The sequence below is a fragment of the Allosphingosinicella sp. genome (genome assembly GCF_046295735.1).
GTDB lineage: Bacteria > Pseudomonadota > Alphaproteobacteria > Sphingomonadales > Sphingomonadaceae > Allosphingosinicella.
This window is the reverse complement of record NZ_JBKBMQ010000007.1, coordinates 134309-149836: the sequence shown is the minus strand read 5'-3', so window position 1 is coordinate 149836 and position 15528 is coordinate 134309. Positions and strand designations below refer to the sequence as shown.

18 protein-coding genes are annotated in these 15528 nt (G+C 67.9%); 15 read left to right on the top strand and 3 right to left on the bottom strand.

The genetic code is table 11. The annotated features are described in order from the left end of the window. Positions 1-37: 37 nt before the first annotated feature. Positions 38-2008, top strand: coding sequence for a protein-L-isoaspartate(D-aspartate) O-methyltransferase (locus ACK4K7_RS08445; protein WP_431865141.1), 1971 nt, complete (start codon positions 38-40; stop codon positions 2006-2008). A 9-nt stretch (positions 2009-2017) separates the two neighbouring features. Here the strand turns inward: ACK4K7_RS08445 and ACK4K7_RS08440 are convergent, their stop codons facing one another. After that, entirely contained in the window at positions 2018-3670 is a 1653-nt protein-coding gene (locus ACK4K7_RS08440) for a thiamine pyrophosphate-binding protein (RefSeq protein ID WP_431865140.1), read from the bottom strand. 169 nt (positions 3671-3839) lie between these two features. Between ACK4K7_RS08440 and ACK4K7_RS08435 the strand changes: the two genes are divergently transcribed. From ACK4K7_RS08435 to ACK4K7_RS08370, 14 genes are all read left to right on the top strand, one after another. Further along, entirely contained in the window at positions 3840-4139 is a 300-nt protein-coding gene (locus ACK4K7_RS08435) for an SCP2 sterol-binding domain-containing protein (protein WP_431865138.1), read from the top strand. 183 nt (positions 4140-4322) lie between these two features. Further along, entirely contained in the window at positions 4323-5030 is a 708-nt protein-coding gene (locus tag ACK4K7_RS08430) for a CoA transferase subunit A (RefSeq protein ID WP_431865136.1), read from the top strand. Beyond that, positions 5030-5674 (top strand): 3-oxoacid CoA-transferase subunit B, encoded by a 645-nt coding sequence (locus tag ACK4K7_RS08425; RefSeq protein WP_431865134.1) that lies wholly within the window; start codon positions 5030-5032, stop codon positions 5672-5674. The genes ACK4K7_RS08430 and ACK4K7_RS08425 overlap by 1 nt, the downstream gene beginning before the upstream one ends. A gap of 21 nt (positions 5675-5695) precedes the next feature. Continuing rightward, a complete protein-coding gene (locus ACK4K7_RS08420) occupies positions 5696-6673 on the top strand; it encodes an NAD-dependent epimerase/dehydratase family protein (RefSeq protein WP_431865132.1) in 978 nt (325 codons plus the stop codon). Next, on the top strand, positions 6670-6813 hold the full coding sequence (locus tag ACK4K7_RS08415; protein WP_431865131.1) for a hypothetical protein: 144 nt from the start codon (positions 6670-6672) through the stop codon (positions 6811-6813). The genes ACK4K7_RS08420 and ACK4K7_RS08415 overlap by 4 nt, the downstream gene beginning before the upstream one ends. 17 nt (positions 6814-6830) lie before the next feature. Beyond that, positions 6831-7673: an N-acyl homoserine lactonase family protein gene (locus tag ACK4K7_RS08410; RefSeq protein WP_431865129.1), complete on the top strand. Its 843-nt coding sequence runs from the start codon at positions 6831-6833 to the stop codon at positions 7671-7673. A 53-nt stretch (positions 7674-7726) separates the two neighbouring features. Further along, the gene (locus ACK4K7_RS08405) at positions 7727-7996 is read left to right on the top strand and encodes a type II toxin-antitoxin system Phd/YefM family antitoxin (RefSeq protein WP_431865127.1); all 270 of its coding nucleotides are present in this window, start codon (positions 7727-7729) and stop codon (positions 7994-7996) included. After that, complete coding sequence (locus ACK4K7_RS08400) at positions 7993-8409, top strand: type II toxin-antitoxin system VapC family toxin (RefSeq protein ID WP_431865125.1); 417 nt, start codon at positions 7993-7995, stop codon at positions 8407-8409. The genes ACK4K7_RS08405 and ACK4K7_RS08400 overlap by 4 nt, the downstream gene beginning before the upstream one ends. A 1-nt stretch (position 8410) precedes the next feature. Further along, entirely contained in the window at positions 8411-9409 is a 999-nt protein-coding gene (locus ACK4K7_RS08395) for an NADPH:quinone oxidoreductase family protein (protein WP_431865123.1), read from the top strand. Positions 9410-9468: 59 nt separating this feature from the next. Then, entirely contained in the window at positions 9469-10449 is a 981-nt protein-coding gene (paaA, locus tag ACK4K7_RS08390; protein ID WP_431865122.1) for a 1,2-phenylacetyl-CoA epoxidase subunit PaaA, read from the top strand. 115 nt (positions 10450-10564) lie between these two features. Further along, positions 10565-10846 carry a 1,2-phenylacetyl-CoA epoxidase subunit PaaB gene (gene paaB / locus ACK4K7_RS08385; protein WP_431865120.1) on the top strand — a complete coding sequence of 94 codons (282 nt, stop codon included), beginning with the start codon at positions 10565-10567 and terminating at the stop codon, positions 10844-10846. A 157-nt stretch (positions 10847-11003) separates the two neighbouring features. Further along, positions 11004-11834 carry a 1,2-phenylacetyl-CoA epoxidase subunit PaaC gene (paaC, locus tag ACK4K7_RS08380; protein ID WP_431865118.1) on the top strand — a complete coding sequence of 277 codons (831 nt, stop codon included), beginning with the start codon at positions 11004-11006 and terminating at the stop codon, positions 11832-11834. Between the two features lie 107 nt (positions 11835-11941). Continuing rightward, positions 11942-12361 carry a 1,2-phenylacetyl-CoA epoxidase subunit PaaD gene (gene paaD, locus ACK4K7_RS08375; RefSeq protein WP_431865117.1) on the top strand — a complete coding sequence of 140 codons (420 nt, stop codon included), beginning with the start codon at positions 11942-11944 and terminating at the stop codon, positions 12359-12361. Between the two features lies 1 nt (position 12362). Next, the gene (locus ACK4K7_RS08370) at positions 12363-13439 is read left to right on the top strand and encodes a 2Fe-2S iron-sulfur cluster-binding protein (protein ID WP_431865115.1); all 1077 of its coding nucleotides are present in this window, start codon (positions 12363-12365) and stop codon (positions 13437-13439) included. On the opposite strand, the gene ACK4K7_RS08365 is transcribed toward ACK4K7_RS08370, so the two are convergent. Next, the gene (locus tag ACK4K7_RS08365; RefSeq protein WP_431865114.1) at positions 13427-14050 is read right to left on the bottom strand and encodes a TetR family transcriptional regulator; all 624 of its coding nucleotides are present in this window, start codon (positions 14048-14050) and stop codon (positions 13427-13429) included. The two genes, ACK4K7_RS08370 and ACK4K7_RS08365, sit on opposite strands and share 13 nt — an antisense overlap. A gap of 35 nt (positions 14051-14085) precedes the next feature. Next, entirely contained in the window at positions 14086-15300 is a 1215-nt protein-coding gene (gene bla / locus ACK4K7_RS08360) for a class A beta-lactamase (RefSeq protein WP_431865113.1), read from the bottom strand. Positions 15301-15528 lie beyond the last annotated feature (228 nt).

Below are 15528 nucleotides of genomic sequence, written 5' to 3'. Positions count from 1 at the left end.
CCCGCCGCCTCGTTGAACGGCGCGACAGGAGACCCCCATGCCCGATTTCGCCAAGGCGCGGGAGAAGATGGTGGAGCGGCAGATCGCCGCCCGCGGCATTCACGACCGGTCGCTGCTGGACGCGATGCGCAGCGTGCCGCGCGAGGCGTTCGTGCCGGAGCATCTGATCGACCTCGCTTATGAGGATTCGCCGCTGCCGATCGAGGCGGACCAGACCATTTCCCAGCCCTATATCGTGGCCTTGATGATCGAGGCGGCCGAGGTCCGGCCCGGCGACCGGGTGCTCGAGATCGGCGCGGGCTCGGGCTATGCCGCGGCGATCATCGGCCGCATCGCGGGCGAGGTGCTGGCGATCGAGCGGCATGGCGAGCTGGCCCGGCTGGCGGGCGAGCGGCTGGCGCGGCTCGGCTACGTCAATGTCGACATCCTCGAAGGGGACGGCACCAACGGCTTGCCCGAGGAGGCGCCGTTCGACGCGATCATCGCCGCGGCGAGCGGGAGCCACGTTCCAGAACCGCTGCTGGAGCAGCTCGCCGTCGGCGGCCGGCTGGTCATGCCCCTGGGCGAGCCCGGGGCGGTCCAGACGCTCGTCAAGGTGACGCGCCTTTCGGACGAGGATTATGAGCAGGAGGATTTGGGGCCGGTGCGCTTCGTGCCGCTGATCGGCGCCCATGGCTGGGCCGCCGGAGTGGAGGATGCCGTCGCCGTCCCTTCGGCCGCGGGGCTGATCCGCGCCGCCGCCGAGCCGCTGCCGGAGATCGAGGATCCCGGCTTCGCCGAAGCGTTCGACCGCTTTGCCGATGCGCGGGTGGTGCTGCTCGGCGAGGCGAGCCACGGCACCTCCGAATTCTACCGCGCCCGCGCGGCGATCACGCGCCGGCTGATCGAACGTCACGGCTTCAACATCGTCGCCGTGGAGGCCGACTGGCCGGACGCGGCGCAGGTCGACCGCTTCGTGCGGCACCGTCCTGGCCGGGAGGGCGAGGACGCCGCCTTCCGCCGCTTCCCCACCTGGATGTGGCGCAACCGCGACGTGGACATGTTCGTCCGCTGGCTCCGCGGCCGCAACGCGCCGCTGCCGCCGGAGAATATGGTCGGCTTCTACGGCCTCGACCTCTACAATCTCGGCGCGTCGATGCGCGCGGTGATCGATTATCTCGACGATGTGGATCCGGAGGCCGCGCGGGTGGCGCGCGAGCGCTACGGCTGTCTTAAGCCGTTCAGCCGCGATCCCGCCGCTTACGGGCGGATGGCGATCAACCAGGGCTATGCCCATTGCGAGCAGCCAGCCGTCGAGATGCTGCGCGAGCTGCAGCTAAGGCAGCTCGATTATGCGGCGCAGGATGGCGACGAATGGCTCGATGCCGCCGCCAATGCCCGGCTCGTCAAGAATGCCGAGGCTCATTATCGGGCGATGTATTACAGCGGCGCCGAAAGCTGGAACCTGCGCGATACGCACATGTTCGAGACGCTCTGCCAGCTTCTCGAAGCCAAGGGGCCGAGTGCGAAGGCGGTGGTCTGGGCGCACAACAGCCACATCGGCAATGCCGTCTTCACCGACATGGGCGAGGTGCGGGACGAGATCAACATCGGCCAGCTGGCGAAGGAGCGGTTCGGCGAGGGTGCGCGGCTGATCGGATTCGGCACGCATGGCGGCACGGTCGCCGCGGCGAGCGACTGGGACGGGGAGATGGAGGTGAAGGAGGTCCGCCCCTCCCTGGCCGGCAGCTATGAGCAGCTGAGCCACGAGGCGGGCGTGGAGCGCTTCCTCCTCGACATGCGCGAAGGCGAGAACGAGCAGGCGGTGGAGGCGCTGATGGAGCCGCGGCTGGAGCGCTTCATCGGCGTCATCTACCGGCCGGAGACCGAGCGCTGGAGCCATTATGCCCGCGCCGTCCTTCCGCGCCAGTTCGATGCCTGGGTGTGGTTCGACCGCACCGAGGCCGTCACGCCCCTCGCCGGTCCGCAGGAGCCCGGCGAGGACGATCTGTGGCCGTCCGGGCTCTAGGCCGGGCGATCAGCGCCGGCGGGCGCGGATCTTCGAGATGGTGGTCGCCGCGCTGATCTGCTCGACATCGGTCTTGAGGTGCAGGAGCTTCACGCCCTTGTGCGCCTTGGCCCGGTCGAGGGCGGGGGCGAAATCCTCGGTCCGCTCCACCGTTTCCGCCCAGGCGCCGTAAGCGCGGGCGAGCGCGGCGAAGTCCGGATTGACGAGATCGGTCCCGGCGACCCGCTCCGGATATTCGCGCTCCTGGTGCATGCGGATGGTGCCGTAGCTGCCATTGTCGACGACGAGCACCAGCAGGTCGCAGCCATAGCGGACGGCGGTGGCGAGCTCCTGCCCGTTCATCAGGAAGTCGCCGTCGCCCGCGACCGCGATCGCTTGGCGATCGGGGAAACGCAGCGCCGCCGCGACCGCGGCCGGCGTTCCATAGCCCATCGATCCGTTGGTCGGCGCGAGCTGGGAGGGGCAGGGGCCGTAATGCCAGAAGCGATGCCACCAGCCGGAGAAATTGCCGGCGCCGTTGCAGATGATCGAATCGGCGGGCAGCACCTCCCGCATCCGGGCGACGCACAGGCCGAGATCGAGCGCCGCGCCGGTCGGGCGCGGGCTGGCCCATTCGAGCCATTCCTGGTGCGCGGCGCCGCCCGCATCGAAATGCAGGACTTCGTCCTCCCAATCGGCGCACAGCTCGGCGAACTCCCGCATGTCGGCGCAGATCGGCAGGTCGGTGCGATAGACTCGGCCCAGCTCCTCCGGATCGGGATATACGTGGATCAGGGTCTGCCCGGGATGATCGGGAGTGATGAGCGCATAACCGTCGGTGGTCGCTTCGCCGAGGCGCGGCCCGACCACCAGCAGCAGGTCCGCCGCCTTCACCCGCTCGACGAGCTTCGGATTGGGTCCATAGCCCAGATTGCCGGCATAGACCGGACTGGAATTGGGAATGGCGTCCTGCCGGCGGAAGGCGACCGCGACCGGCAGTCCGATCCGTTCCGCCCACTCGGCGAAGAAATGCGAAGCGCCCGTGCACCAGCCGGCGCCGCCGACGATGGCGAGCGGGGCGGAGGCATCCTTCAGCAGGTCCATCACCGTCGCCACCGCCATCGGATCGGCCGCCTGGGCGAAGCGGGCGACCTTCGGCCGGTCGACGGCCTCGACCTCGTCGGTCAGCATGTCCTCGGGCAGGACCAGCACCACGGGGCCCGGCCGTCCCGCCATGGCGGTCGCATAGGCGCGGGCGACATATTCGGGGATGCGGCGCGCATCCTCGATGCGGCCGACCCATTTGGCGAGCGGCGCGAACATCGTCTGGAAGTCGATCTCCTGGAAACCCTCGCGATCCCGGTCGCCGCGCCCTATGTCGCCGACGAGGAGGATCATCGGCGTCGAATCCTGCAGCGCCACATGGACGCCGACCGACGAGTTGGTCGCGCCCGGCCCCCGCGTCACGAAGGCGACGCCGGGGCGGCCCGTGAGTTTCCCGTCCGCTTCCGCCATATAGGCGACGCCGCCTTCCTGGCGGCAGACGATGAGGTCGATCTCCGGCGTGTCGTGCAGCGCGTCCAGAGCGGCGAGGAAGCTTTCGCCGGGCACGCAAAAGATGCGGTCGCACCCTTGCGCCTTCAGATTGTCGATGAGGATGCGGCCGCCTGTTCGCTGGGTCATGGCCCCGCCTAACCATGTTTGCCCGCCACGCGCAAACCGGCTTGGGACACGAACCTGGGCAAGGAGGTGGACGCGCGTGCCGGGCGATCACCGTACTGACATCCGTGTAAGCCTTGACGCGTCGGGAAGGCCCGCTAGTTGGGAAGGGCAATTCCAGGAGGAGCTTGAGATGGAAAAGAGCGAAATGGCGGCGGCGCTGAACGAAAAGGGCGCCTGGCTTCCGGGCAAGCGCGTCAAGATCGACTTCGGCGACAAGGGCGTGGTGCTGCTCGACGGCGTCGCCAACCAGGTGACCGAGGAAGACGGCGCGGCCGACACCACAATCAAGATCAATTGGGACGACTGGCAGGCGATGGCCGACGGCAAGCTCGACGGCATGACCGCCTTCATGCAGGGCAAGCTGAAGATCGAGGGCGACATGTCGAACGCGATGCAGCTCCAGGGCGTGCTCGCGAAGCTGAAGCAGTAATTCCGGGCGCCTCTCCCCGAAGCGACTCTGGGGAGGTGGTCAGACACAGCAGAAGGGGCGGTCGGCGACGATCGCCCCTTTTTTCAAGAAGCGGCGCGTCCCAACTTGAAACCTCGTTCAGGTTCGCTTGACCGGACTCGGGTCGCGCGACTATCGCGTGGGCCGATCCCAAGGGAGCGCTGAATGCAGAAAATCTATCCCGATGCCGAGGCCGCGCTCGAAGGCCTCTTGTTCGACGGCATGACGATCTGCGCGGGCGGGTTCGGCCTGTGCGGTATTCCGGAACGGCTGATCGACGCCATTCAGAAGAGCGGCGTCAAAGACCTCACCATCGCCTCCAACAATGCCGGCATCGACAATGAGGGGCTCGGCAAGCTGCTGCGCTCGCGCCAGGTGAAGAAGATGATTTCTTCCTATGTCGGCGAGAACAAGGAGTTCGAGCGGCAATATCTGGCCGGCGAACTCGAGGTCGAATTCTGCCCGCAGGGTACGCTCGCCGAGCGCTGCCGCGCCGGCGGCGCGGGCATTCCCGGCTTCTACACCAAGACCGGCGTCGGCACCGTCGTCGCCGAGGGCAAGGAGCATAAGGAGTTCGACGGCGAGACCTACATCCTCGAGCGCGGGATCCGCGCGGACCTGTCGATCGTCAAGGGCTGGAAGGCCGACGAGAGCGGCAACCTCGTCTTCCGCAAGACCGCCCGCAACTTCAACCAGCCGATGGCGACCGCGGGCCGGATCTGCGTCGCCGAGGTCGAGGAGATCGTCCCGGTCGGCAGCCTCGACCCGGACTGTATCCATCTGCCGAGCATCTATGTGAAGCGCCTGATCCTGGGCGCCCCCTACGACAAGAAGATCGAATTCCGCACCACGCGGCAGAGGGAGGCGGCATAATGGCTTGGGATCGCAATCAGATGGCCGCGCGTGCCGCGAAGGAGCTGCGCGACGGCTATTACGTCAATCTCGGCATCGGCATTCCGACTTTGGTCGCGAACAACATCCCCGAAGGGATGACGGTGACGCTGCAGTCCGAGAACGGCATGCTCGGCATCGGCCCCTTCCCTTTTGAGGACGAGGTCGATCCCGATCTGATCAACGCCGGCAAGCAGACGATCAGCCAACTTCCCTCCTCCTCTTATTTCGGTTCCGAGCAGAGCTTCGCGATGATCCGCGGCGGCCATATCGACCTGACGGTGCTCGGCGCGATGGAGGTGAGCGAGAAAGGCGACATCGCCAACTGGATGATCCCGGGCAAGATGATCAAGGGCATGGGCGGCGCGATGGACCTCGTCGCCGGCGTCAAGAAGATCATCGTCGTGATGGAGCACAATTCCAAGAGCGGCGATCCGAAGTTCATCCCGGACTGCACGCTGCCGCTTACCGGCAAGAATGTGGTCGACATGATCATCACCGACCTCGCCGTCTTCCATCGGCCCGATCATGACAGCCCCTTCCGCCTGATCGAGATCGCGCCCGGCGTCACCGCCGACGAGGTCGCGGCCAAGACCACCGCCGCCTACGAGACGGCCCTCGGGTGAGCGCAGGCGCCGGCTGAGCGGATGAGGCTGCTCCTTACCGGAAGCTCCGGCTGGCTCGGGCAGGTTCTGGCGCCGCGGCTGGTCGCGGCCGGGCACGAGGTGATCGGTCTTGATCCCGCGCCCGGCGCCTTCACCTCCGTCATCGGCAGCGTCGCGGAGCGGGCGCTGGTCGACCGCGTCTTCGTTGATCATGGAATCGAGGCGGTGATTCATGCCGGCGCGCTCCACAAGCCGGACATCGCGCGCTATCCGGCCCAGGCCTTTATCGACGTCAACGTCACCGGCACGCTCAACCTGCTCGAGGCGGCGGCGCGGGCCGGGCACGACCGCTTCATCTTCACCTCCACGACATCGCTGATGATCAGCGAAGCCATCCGCGCCGGACGGGCGGGCGGAGCGCGCCGCGCCGCGTGGCTGGACGAGACGCATGCGCCGCCGGAGCCGCGCAACATCTACGGCGTAACGAAGCTCGCGGCGGAGCAGCTCTGCCGCCTCCACCACCGTGCGCACGGAATGGCGGTGATGGTGCTGCGCACGGGCCGCTTCTTTCCCGAGGAAGACGATACCGATCGCGCGCTTTCCGGCCCGAACATCAAGGCCAACGAATTCCTGAACCGCCGCCTCACAGTTGAGGACACGGCCGACGCGCATCTCGTCGCGCTCGACCAGGCGCCTCGGCTGGGCTTCGAAACCTTCATCCTCTCGGCGCCGCCGCCCTTCGCTCCCGACGAAGCCGAGGCGCTGGTCGCCGACGCCCCGTCCGTCATCGCCCGCCGCTTTCCCGACGCGGCGGAACTCTACGCCCGGCGCGGCTGGTCGCTGCCGCGTCATATCGACCGGGTCTACGATCCCTCCAAGGCGGAGCGGCTGCTCGGCTTCCGCTGCCGCACCGACTTCGCGGCCGTCCTTTCCGCGCTGCGCGAGGATCGCCGATTGCCCTTCGCCCACGATCCCACCTATGTATCGCCCCAGCAACGAAGCCGAGGAGAGAGCGGATGAGCCGCGGGACACGCAACCTTCTGCTGCTGATCGCGGCGGCGCTGGTCCTCTGGGCGCTGGGGCAGCTCGTCTACCGCAGCGGCATCCTGGTGGACGAACCGAGTTCGGATCCGGACACGGTGCTGCGCAACATCGGCTGAAACGAGGGGAGGGGCTTATGATCGGGCGAATGGCGGCGGCGGCGGCCGCGTTCCTGGCGCTGGGCGGCATGCAGGCGCCCCCGCAACCCCAGGCGCCGGGAGAATTGGCGCTGTGGCGGCTCGATTGCGGCGAATTCGTCATCAAGCAATATGGCGCCTTCTTCTCCGACACCTTCCAGTATCCGCCCGGCCCGAAGCGGATCGTCGACAGCTGCTATCTGATCAGGAACGGCGACCGCTACATGCTGTGGGACGCCGGGCTGCCGGGCGAGCTCGCCGGCCAGACCGTCGACATGCCGGCGCAGACGATGACGCTGAACGAAAGGATCGTCGATCAGCTTGCGCCGATCGGCGTCCGGCCCGAGCAGATCGAGTTCCTCGGCATCAGCCATTATCATCTCGATCATATCGGCCAGGCGGCGGATTTCCCGAACGCGACGCTGGTGATCGGCAAGGGCGACGTCGAAGTGCTGCGCACCCAGACCGGCGACTTCATCCAGCCCGACCGCCTCCGGCCCTGGCTCGACGGCGAGCGGCGGATGGTGGAGGCGCAGAGCGACATCGACCTGTTCCACGACGGCCGCGTGGTCATGCTGTCGATGCCCGGACACACGCCTAATCACTTCGCGTTGCTGGTGCGGCTCGCCTCCGGGCCGGTGCTGCTGTCGGGCGACCTTTATCATTTCACCGAGCAGGTGGAGAATCGCGGTGTCCCGCCGTTCAACCACAACCGCGCCGACACGCTCGCTTCGATGGACCGCTTCGACCGCATCGCGCGCAACCTCGGCGCGCGCACCATCATCCAGCACGAACCGGCCGACGTGGCCAAGCTCCCCGCCTTCCCGGAGGCGGCGCGCTGAGCTTGACGCCAGAGCCGGCGAAGAGCATTTTGACCTGAAAAGAGGTCAAATCGATGGACGCCAAGCCCAGCGAATTCGGTGCCGCCGCCGCCAAGGCGAATTTTTCCGAGCTGCTCGCCCGCGCGGAGGCGGGGGAGACGATCACCATCCGCCGTCACGGCCGGCCGGTCGCGCGGCTGGTGCCGGCGAGGCGCGCCCTCACCCGCGAGGAGCGGCTCGAGTCGCTCGCCCGATGGGAAGAATATCGCCGCACGCACGACATCAGGCTGGGACCGGACGTCACCGCGGCCGATCTCGTCAGGGAAGGTCGCAAACACGAATGAGCTTCGTGCTCGACGCCTCGATGACGGTGGCCTGGCACTTCGAAGACGAAGCATCGCCATCCGTGCGGCGTGTCGCGCACCGCGCCTTCGAAGAAGGAGTGGCGGTGCCGCAGCACTGGTTGGTCGAGGTGGTGAGCGCCGGGCTGCGCGGTGAGCGGCGGACCCGCGCCGCCCCGGACCGGCTGGAGGAGTTCGTGGCCGTCCTTCAGGATATGCCCGTGGAGGTCGATCCTGCTGATGCCGACCGGCTGGTCGCGGTGCTGTTGCCCCTCGCCCGCGAGCATCGCCTTTCAATATATGACGCGGCATATCTGGAGCTGGCGCAGCGCCTGGGTTTCCCGCTGGCGACACTCGACGCACCCCTGGCGGACGCAGCGCGCAGGCTCGGCATCGAACTGATCGAAGGAGAGTGAGTTGAAATCATTGCTGTCGAAGGCGCCGGGTGGACCGGAAACGCTGGAGCTGACCGAGGTCGCGGATCCGGTGGCGGGGCCGGGCCAGCTGCTGGTGCGGGTGAAAGCCTGTGCGATCAACTATCCCGACGTGCTGATCATCGAAGACAAATATCAGTTCAAGCCGCCGCGGCCCTTCGCCCCGGGCGGCGAGATCGCCGGGATCGTCGAGGCGGTGGGCGAGGGGGTCGAGGGCTGGAAGGAAGGCGACCGGCTGATCGCCATGCTCGGCCATGGCGGGCTCGCCGAAAAGGTGCTGGTCGGCGCCGCCACGGCGCTGCCGCTGCCGGTCGGGCGCAGCTTCGAGGAAGGCTCGGCGCTGATCCTGACCTATGCCACCTCGATCCACGCGCTGCTCGACAGGGGGAAGCTGAAGGAGGGGCAGACGTTACTCGTGCTCGGCGCCGCCGGCGGGGTCGGCCTGGCGGCGGTCGAGCTCGGCAAGGCCTATGGCGCGCGCGTCGTCGCCGCCGTGTCGTCGGAGGAAAAGGCCGAGGTCGCCAAAGCGGCCGGCGCCGACGCGACCCTCGTCTACCCGCGCGGGCCGTTCGACAAGGACGCCTCGAAGGCGCTCGCGCAGCAGTTCAAGGAGGGGGTTGGGGGCCAGGGCGCGGACGTCATCTACGATCCGGTCGGCGGCGACTATGCCGAGCCGGCGCTGCGGTCCATCGCCTGGGAAGGACGCTATCTGGTGGTCGGCTTCCCGGCCGGCATTCCGAAGCTGCCGCTCAACCTCACCTTGCTCAAGAGCTGCGACGTGTGCGGGGTCTTCTGGGGCGCCTTCGCCGCGCGCGACCCGCAGGCAAACGCGGAGCATATCCACACCCTGTTCCGCCTGTGGGACGAGGGTAAGATCGCGCCCAAGGTGAGCGCCACCTGGCCGCTCGAGCGCGCCGGCGAGGCGATCGCGCACATGGCCGCGCGCAAAGCGGTGGGCAAGCTCGTCGTCACGGTGGACTGAGCAACGACCGGCGCGCCGGTTCGTTGACCGATCGGTCGGCGAATGATAGGATTGCACCCATGTACACCACCGAACTCAGCAAGACGAAGAACGTCCAGAACCTCGAGGATCCGGACAAGCTCGCCGCCTTCGAAGCCCGCGTCGCGGCCGACGAGTTCATCGAGCCCAAGGACTGGATGCCGGAAGCCTATCGCCGCACGCTGACCCGGCAGATCTCGCAGCACGCGCACAGCGAGATCGTCGGCATGCTGCCCGAGGGCAATTGGATCACCCGCGCTCCCTCGCTGCGGCGGAAGGCGATCCTGCTCGCCAAGGTGCAGGACGAGGCCGGCCACGGCCTCTATCTCTACAGCGCCGCCGAGACGCTGGGCACCAGCCGCGAGGAGATGATCGAGGCGCTGCACAGCGGCAAGGCGAAATACTCGACCATCTTCAACTATCCGACGCTCACCTGGGCGGACATCGGCGCGATCGGCTGGCTGGTCGACGGCGCGGCGATCATGAACCAGGTGCCGCTCCAGCGCACCAGCTATGGGCCCTATGCCCGCGCCATGGTCCGCGTCTGCAAGGAGGAAAGCTTCCATCAGCGCCAGGGCTACGAGATCATGATGCATCTCGCCGCGGGCACCGCCGATCAGAAGCGCATGGCGCAGGATGCCTTGAGCCGCTGGTGGTGGCCAAGCCTGATGATGTTCGGCCCGCCCGACGACAATTCTCCCAACACCGCCCAGTCGATGCGCTGGCGGATCAAGCGGGAAACCAATGACGAACTCCGCCAGAAGTTCGTCGACATCACCGTGCCGCAGGCCGACGCGATCGGCCTCACCGTTCCCGACCCGGACCTCAAGTGGAACGAGGACAAGGGCGGCTACGATTTCGGCGAGATCGACTGGGACGAATTCTACGCCGTCGTGAAGGGCGAGGGGCCGGTCGCCAAGGAGCGGATGAAGGCCCGCCGCGAGGCCTGGGAGCATGGCGCCTGGGTCCGCGAGGCGGCGGCGGCCCATGCCGGCAAGAAGGCGCGGAGGGAAGCGGCGTGAGGGGTGCGCGGAAGGCCGCACGTCATCCCGGCGAAGGCCGGGACCTCAGGACGGAAAAGGCGGGGTGCTCTTCACCCTGCGAGATCCCGGCCTGCGCCGGGATGACGGTGTTTTGATGAAGGACTGGCCGCTCTGGGAAGTGTTCGTCCGCTCGCGCGGCGGGCTCAGCCATCGCCATGTCGGATCGGTCCATGCGCCCGATGCCGAGATCGCGCTGCGCCACGCGCGGGACACCTACACCCGGCGGATGGAAGGCGTCAGCCTGTGGGTGGTGCCGTCGGCGCAGATCGTCGCGTCCGATCCCTCGGACGACGCCGCGATGTTCGACCCCGCCGCCGACAAGGTCTATCGCCACCCGACCTTCTACAACATCCCCGACGACGTGAAGCATATATGAGCGGGAAGGCGAAACAGATCCTCCCTGTCGCGAAGCGATGGGGAGGGGGACCAGCCGAAGGCTGGTGGAGGGGCTGGCTGAGTCCTGAAGGCCCCTCCACCGTGCTTCGCACGGTCCCCCTCCCCACGAGCTGCGCTCGCAGGGAGGATCGGATCTGATGGCCTCGCTCCCGCCCATCGACCTCCCTCCCGGCGCGACCGGCGCCGGTGCGTTCGACGCGCCGGGCGAAGAAGAGGTGCGCCCGGCGCTGTTCGACTATCTGCTGCGTCTCGGCGACGACAGCCTGATCCTCGGCCAGCGCTTGTCGGAGTGGACCGGCCATGCGCCTTCGGTGGAGGTCGATCTCAGCCTCGCCAACATGGCGCTCGACCTGATCGGCCAGGCGACCCATTTCCTCGGCCGCGCCGGGGAGGTGGAAGGGAAGGGGCGCGACGGCGACGCGCTCGCCTTCCGCCGCGACGTGCTCGATTTCCGCAATTGCTGGCTGGTCGAGCAGCCGAACGGCGATTTCGCCCAGACCATGGCGCGGCAATTCCTCTTCTCCACCTGGCAGAAGCTGCTGTTCGAGCGGCTGACCGGATCGGCGGACGAGTTCATCGCCGCCGTTGCCGCCAAGGCGGTGAAGGAAGTCGCCTATCATGAGGAGCTGGCTGCCGAATGGGTGATCCGCCTCGGCGACGGTACCGAGGAAAGCCGCGCCCGGATGGAGGCGGGGCTGGACTGGACCTGGCGCTTCGTGCCGGAGCTGTTCGAGGCGGACGCGGTGACGCGCGCCATCGCCGGCCGCGGCATTGGCCCGGAGCCCGAAAGCCTGCGCGAGGCCTATGACGCCCGCGTCCGCGCCGTCCTCGCCGAAGCGACGCTCGAGCCGCCGAAGGATCAGCGCCCGATCCTCGGCGGCCGCCGCGGCCACCATTCGGAGCATCTCGGCCACCTGCTCGCCGTGATGCAATTCCTCCCCCGCACCTATCCGGACGCGACATGGTAGCGGCGGCCTCCCGTCATCCCGGCGAAGGCCGGGACCTGGTGTCGGAAATGCGCGGTGCCTCTGCTCCACGAGACCCCGGTCTTCGCCGGGGCGCCGGGATTTGGGAGGTGCTGAATTCCGTTCCGGACCCGGAGATCCCGGCCGTGTCGATCGTCGATCTCGGCATCGTGCGCGAGGTGGCGGCGGACAGGGTCGTGCTCACGCCCACCTATACCGGCTGCCCCGCCACCCAGGTGATAGAACGGATGGTGCGCGACGCGCTCGACGCGGCGGGTTACCGCCAGGTGCGGATCGAGACCACCCTCAGCCCGCCCTGGACGACCGACTGGATCAGCGATCAGGGGCGCGAGAAACTGCGCGCCTACGGCATCGCCCCGCCGACGCCCGCCGGCAGCCGCTCCGTCCATTGCCCGCAATGCGGATCGGCCGAGACGGAGGAAATCAGCCGCTTCGGCTCCACGCCCTGCAAGGCGCTGTGGCGCTGCCGTGCCTGCGCCGAGCCGTTCGACCTGTTCAAGTGCCACTGACATGAGCGCCAGCTTCCATAGCCTGACCGTCGCGGACGTGATTTCCGAGACCGCGGACGCCAAGTCGATCCGCTTCGACGTGCCGCCGGACCTTGCCGAGACTTTCCGGTTCAAGCCCGGCCAGCACCTAACCCTGCGCGCCGAGATCGGCGGCGAAGAGGTGCGGCGCAACTATTCGCTCTGCGTCGCGCCGCAGGACGGCGTGGTGAAGGTGACGGTGAAGCGCATCGCCGGCGGCCTCTTCTCCAACTGGGCGAACGACAATCTGAAGCCCGGCGACCGATTGGACGTTATGCCGCCCCATGGCAGCTTCACCTGGGACTTCGATCGGCAAGCGGCCAACCATTATGTCGGCTTTGCCGGCGGCTCGGGCATCACGCCGGTCATGTCGCTGCTCAGGACCGCGCTCGTGACCGAGCCCCGCAGCCGCTTCACCCTCTTCTACGGCAATCGCGACAGCCAGTCTGTGATCTTCCTGGAAGAGCTGGCGCGGCTCAAGAACCGGCATATGGAGCGCCTCCAGGTCCACCATTTCCTGTCGGACGAGTTGGAAGATATCGAGCTGTTCAACGGCATGCTCGACCAGGCGAAATGCGCCGAGATCCTGACCTGCCTGATCGACCCGACCGAGGTCGCCGCCTTCTTCATCTGCGGCCCGGGCCCGATGATGGATGCCGCCGAAGGCGCGTTGTGCGATTCCTCAGTGCCGCGCGACAAAATCCATCTCGAGCGCTTCACCGCCGACCGGCCGCCCGAGGCGCTGCAGGCCCAGCTCCAGCAGATGTCGAAGGGCGCCGAGGGGCTGAGCATGAAGGTGACGCTGGACGGCCGCACCCGCCGCGTGCCGTTCGACGCCGCCGCCGGCAACATCCTCGACAGCGCCCGCGCCGCCGGGCTCGGGGCGCCCTTCGCCTGCAAGGCCGGCGTCTGTGCCACCTGCCGCGCCCGCGTGGTCGCCGGAGAGGTCGAGATGGCCGCCCGCTACGGCCTGTCGGACGAGGAGATCGCCGCCGGCTATGTCCTCACCTGCCAGTCGGTGCCGAAAAGCGAAGGCGTCGAGCTCGACTACGACGCCTGACGGTCCTCGCTCATCAGCGAGGGGGAAAGCGGCGCGGAGGACAGGCCCGCCAGCATCAGCTCCGCCGCCATGCCGGCCAGCGCCTCCGGCGGCAGCGCGCCGTCCGGGCGGAACCAGGTATGGGTCCAGTTGATCATGCCGAAGAAGAGCATGGTGAGCGGCAGCTTCACCGGATCGACGTCAGGCCGGATGTCGCGGATCAGCTGTTCCACCACGGCGATGATCCGGCGCTGCTTGGCGACGACCTCCGCCCGGCGCGGCGCGGGCAGATTGTCGAGTTCGTTCAGCAGCACCTTCTGATTGTGCTGCGCGTCGGCATACAGGTCGACGAAGGCGCGGGTGAGGGCGCGCAGCCGTTCCTCCGGCCCGCTTGCCCGCAGCGCTTCCTCCGACGCTTCGACCAGCGCGTCGAGATGCGCGGCCATCACTTCGTAGAGGATGTCCTCCTTGGCCGCGAAATAATGGTAGATGAGCGATTTGGAGCTGCGGCACGCCTTGGCCAGTTCGGCGACCGACGCGCCCTGGAAGCCGCGCCGGGCGTAGAGGCGCGCGGCGGCCGCGACGATCGCGTCGCGCCTTTTGTCGTAATCGGGGGATTGGGGCCTCGCCATTGCCGCCGCACCTTAGAAGCGGCGGCGCGGGCGGATCAATCGCCTTCGCCGTCGCTGGCGACGTCGATCGCCTGCTGCACGGTCGCGGCGATCGAGGTCCGGCCCTGCAGCGCCTCGGCATAGTTGATCACCGCGCGCGTGGTGTTCTGCATCACGCGCATCCGCTCCGGAATCGGGGCGGCGGTGCGGCGGATCATCACGGCCACGGCATAGGCGCGGCCGTCGGGCCCCCGCACGATGCCGATGTCGTTATAGCCGGTCTGCTGGGCGCCCAGCACCTGTCCCGTGCCGGTCTTGTGCGCGATGGTCCATCCGGGAAGGAGGCCGCCCTTCAGGCGCTGCGGCCCGGTGCGGGTATTCTCCATCGTGCGCAGCAGCAGCCGGGTGGAGTCCGGCGATAGCAATTCGCCCTTGTGGAGCCGCGACAGCGCGTTGACGATGCCGATCGGCGTGGCGCCATCGACGGGATCGCGGACATAGGCGTCGAACGCCGCGCGGCGCACGTCCTGCGGCACCGCCGCGCGGGCGGTGTAGAAGGCGCGGCCGACCGACATCGACTGGTTCCATTCCATGCCGGCCAGCCGGCTCTGCATCTCGCGCTCGCCGGGTCCGAAGCGGATGCCGGACACGCGCTTGTCGGACAGGAAGGAGCGCACCGCCTCCGGCCCGCCCGCGCGCCACAGCACGAAATCGTTCGCCGTATTGTCGCTCTGCGTGATCGCGCGGTGCATCAGGTCGTTGAGCGTCGTGCGGTAGCCGGACGTGCCGACCAACTGCGCGATCGGCTGGTGGAAGAGAGTGAGATCCTCGCGGCGCACGGTAACGTCGCCGCTCATGTCGAGATGGCCGCGGTCGGCGCGGTCGAGCGCGGTCAGCGCCACCCAGAATTTGGAGACGCTCTGCTGAGGGAAGAAGGAATTGCCGTCATAGGCGACGGTGAAGCCGGTCTGGATGTCCCGGACGGCGATGCCGATGTCGCCGTTGAACCCGCGCCCGAGCTCCTGGATGCGGCTTTCGAGCTGGCGCTGCGCGACGAGATGAGCGGGCGGCGCCGGGGGCGGCGGAGGCGGGAACTCGGGCACCCGGTCCGCAAGCAGAACGAGCGGCTTCTGGTTGGCGGGCGGGGTCGGGGATTCCGCGACTTGGCTCTGGGGAATGCAGCCGGCGGCAAGCAGCGCGGGGACCACGAGCAGCGATCGCCGCAGCTTGTTCCAGGTTCCGTTTCGCACCGCATCGCCCCGCTTCATCATCAAGCCCGCTCCTAACCTCTTCTGCCCGAACGATTATCATCATACGCGATCAGGCGTTTCTGTCAGCTTAATCATGTTCGTACGCGACGATCCGTGGCGGCGAAGCGGTGGAGCGCATCCACATCGGGAACCGAAGGCGATTCAGGGTGCGTATCGCTTGCGGAAGTGGTTGGACGAGCCGGTCGGACAGGAAATCGGACCCTCGCGACGTTTTGCGACAAATTTCCG

Excerpts from the sequence above, each read along its gene's own strand:
- ACK4K7_RS08445 (WP_431865141.1), top strand. The coding sequence starts at position 38 with ATGCCCGATTTCGCCAAGGCGCGGGAGAAGATGGTGGAGCGGCAGATC.
- ACK4K7_RS08440 (WP_431865140.1), bottom strand. The coding sequence starts at position 3,670 with ATGACCCAGCGAACAGGCGGCCGCATCCTCATCGACAATCTGAAGGCG.
- ACK4K7_RS08435 (WP_431865138.1), top strand. The coding sequence starts at position 3,840 with ATGGAAAAGAGCGAAATGGCGGCGGCGCTGAACGAAAAGGGCGCCTGG.
- ACK4K7_RS08430 (WP_431865136.1), top strand. The coding sequence starts at position 4,323 with ATGCAGAAAATCTATCCCGATGCCGAGGCCGCGCTCGAAGGCCTCTTG.
- ACK4K7_RS08425 (WP_431865134.1), top strand. The coding sequence starts at position 5,030 with ATGGCTTGGGATCGCAATCAGATGGCCGCGCGTGCCGCGAAGGAGCTG.
- ACK4K7_RS08420 (WP_431865132.1), top strand. The coding sequence starts at position 5,696 with ATGAGGCTGCTCCTTACCGGAAGCTCCGGCTGGCTCGGGCAGGTTCTG.
- ACK4K7_RS08415 (WP_431865131.1), top strand. The coding sequence starts at position 6,670 with ATGAGCCGCGGGACACGCAACCTTCTGCTGCTGATCGCGGCGGCGCTG.
- ACK4K7_RS08410 (WP_431865129.1), top strand. The coding sequence starts at position 6,831 with ATGATCGGGCGAATGGCGGCGGCGGCGGCCGCGTTCCTGGCGCTGGGC.
- ACK4K7_RS08405 (WP_431865127.1), top strand. The coding sequence starts at position 7,727 with ATGGACGCCAAGCCCAGCGAATTCGGTGCCGCCGCCGCCAAGGCGAAT.
- ACK4K7_RS08400 (WP_431865125.1), top strand. The coding sequence starts at position 7,993 with ATGAGCTTCGTGCTCGACGCCTCGATGACGGTGGCCTGGCACTTCGAA.
- paaA (WP_431865122.1), top strand. The coding sequence starts at position 9,469 with ATGTACACCACCGAACTCAGCAAGACGAAGAACGTCCAGAACCTCGAG.
- paaB (WP_431865120.1), top strand. The coding sequence starts at position 10,565 with ATGAAGGACTGGCCGCTCTGGGAAGTGTTCGTCCGCTCGCGCGGCGGG.
- paaC (WP_431865118.1), top strand. The coding sequence starts at position 11,004 with ATGGCCTCGCTCCCGCCCATCGACCTCCCTCCCGGCGCGACCGGCGCC.
- ACK4K7_RS08370 (WP_431865115.1), top strand. The coding sequence starts at position 12,363 with ATGAGCGCCAGCTTCCATAGCCTGACCGTCGCGGACGTGATTTCCGAG.
- ACK4K7_RS08365 (WP_431865114.1), bottom strand. The coding sequence starts at position 14,050 with ATGGCGAGGCCCCAATCCCCCGATTACGACAAAAGGCGCGACGCGATC.
- bla (WP_431865113.1), bottom strand. The coding sequence starts at position 15,300 with ATGATGAAGCGGGGCGATGCGGTGCGAAACGGAACCTGGAACAAGCTG.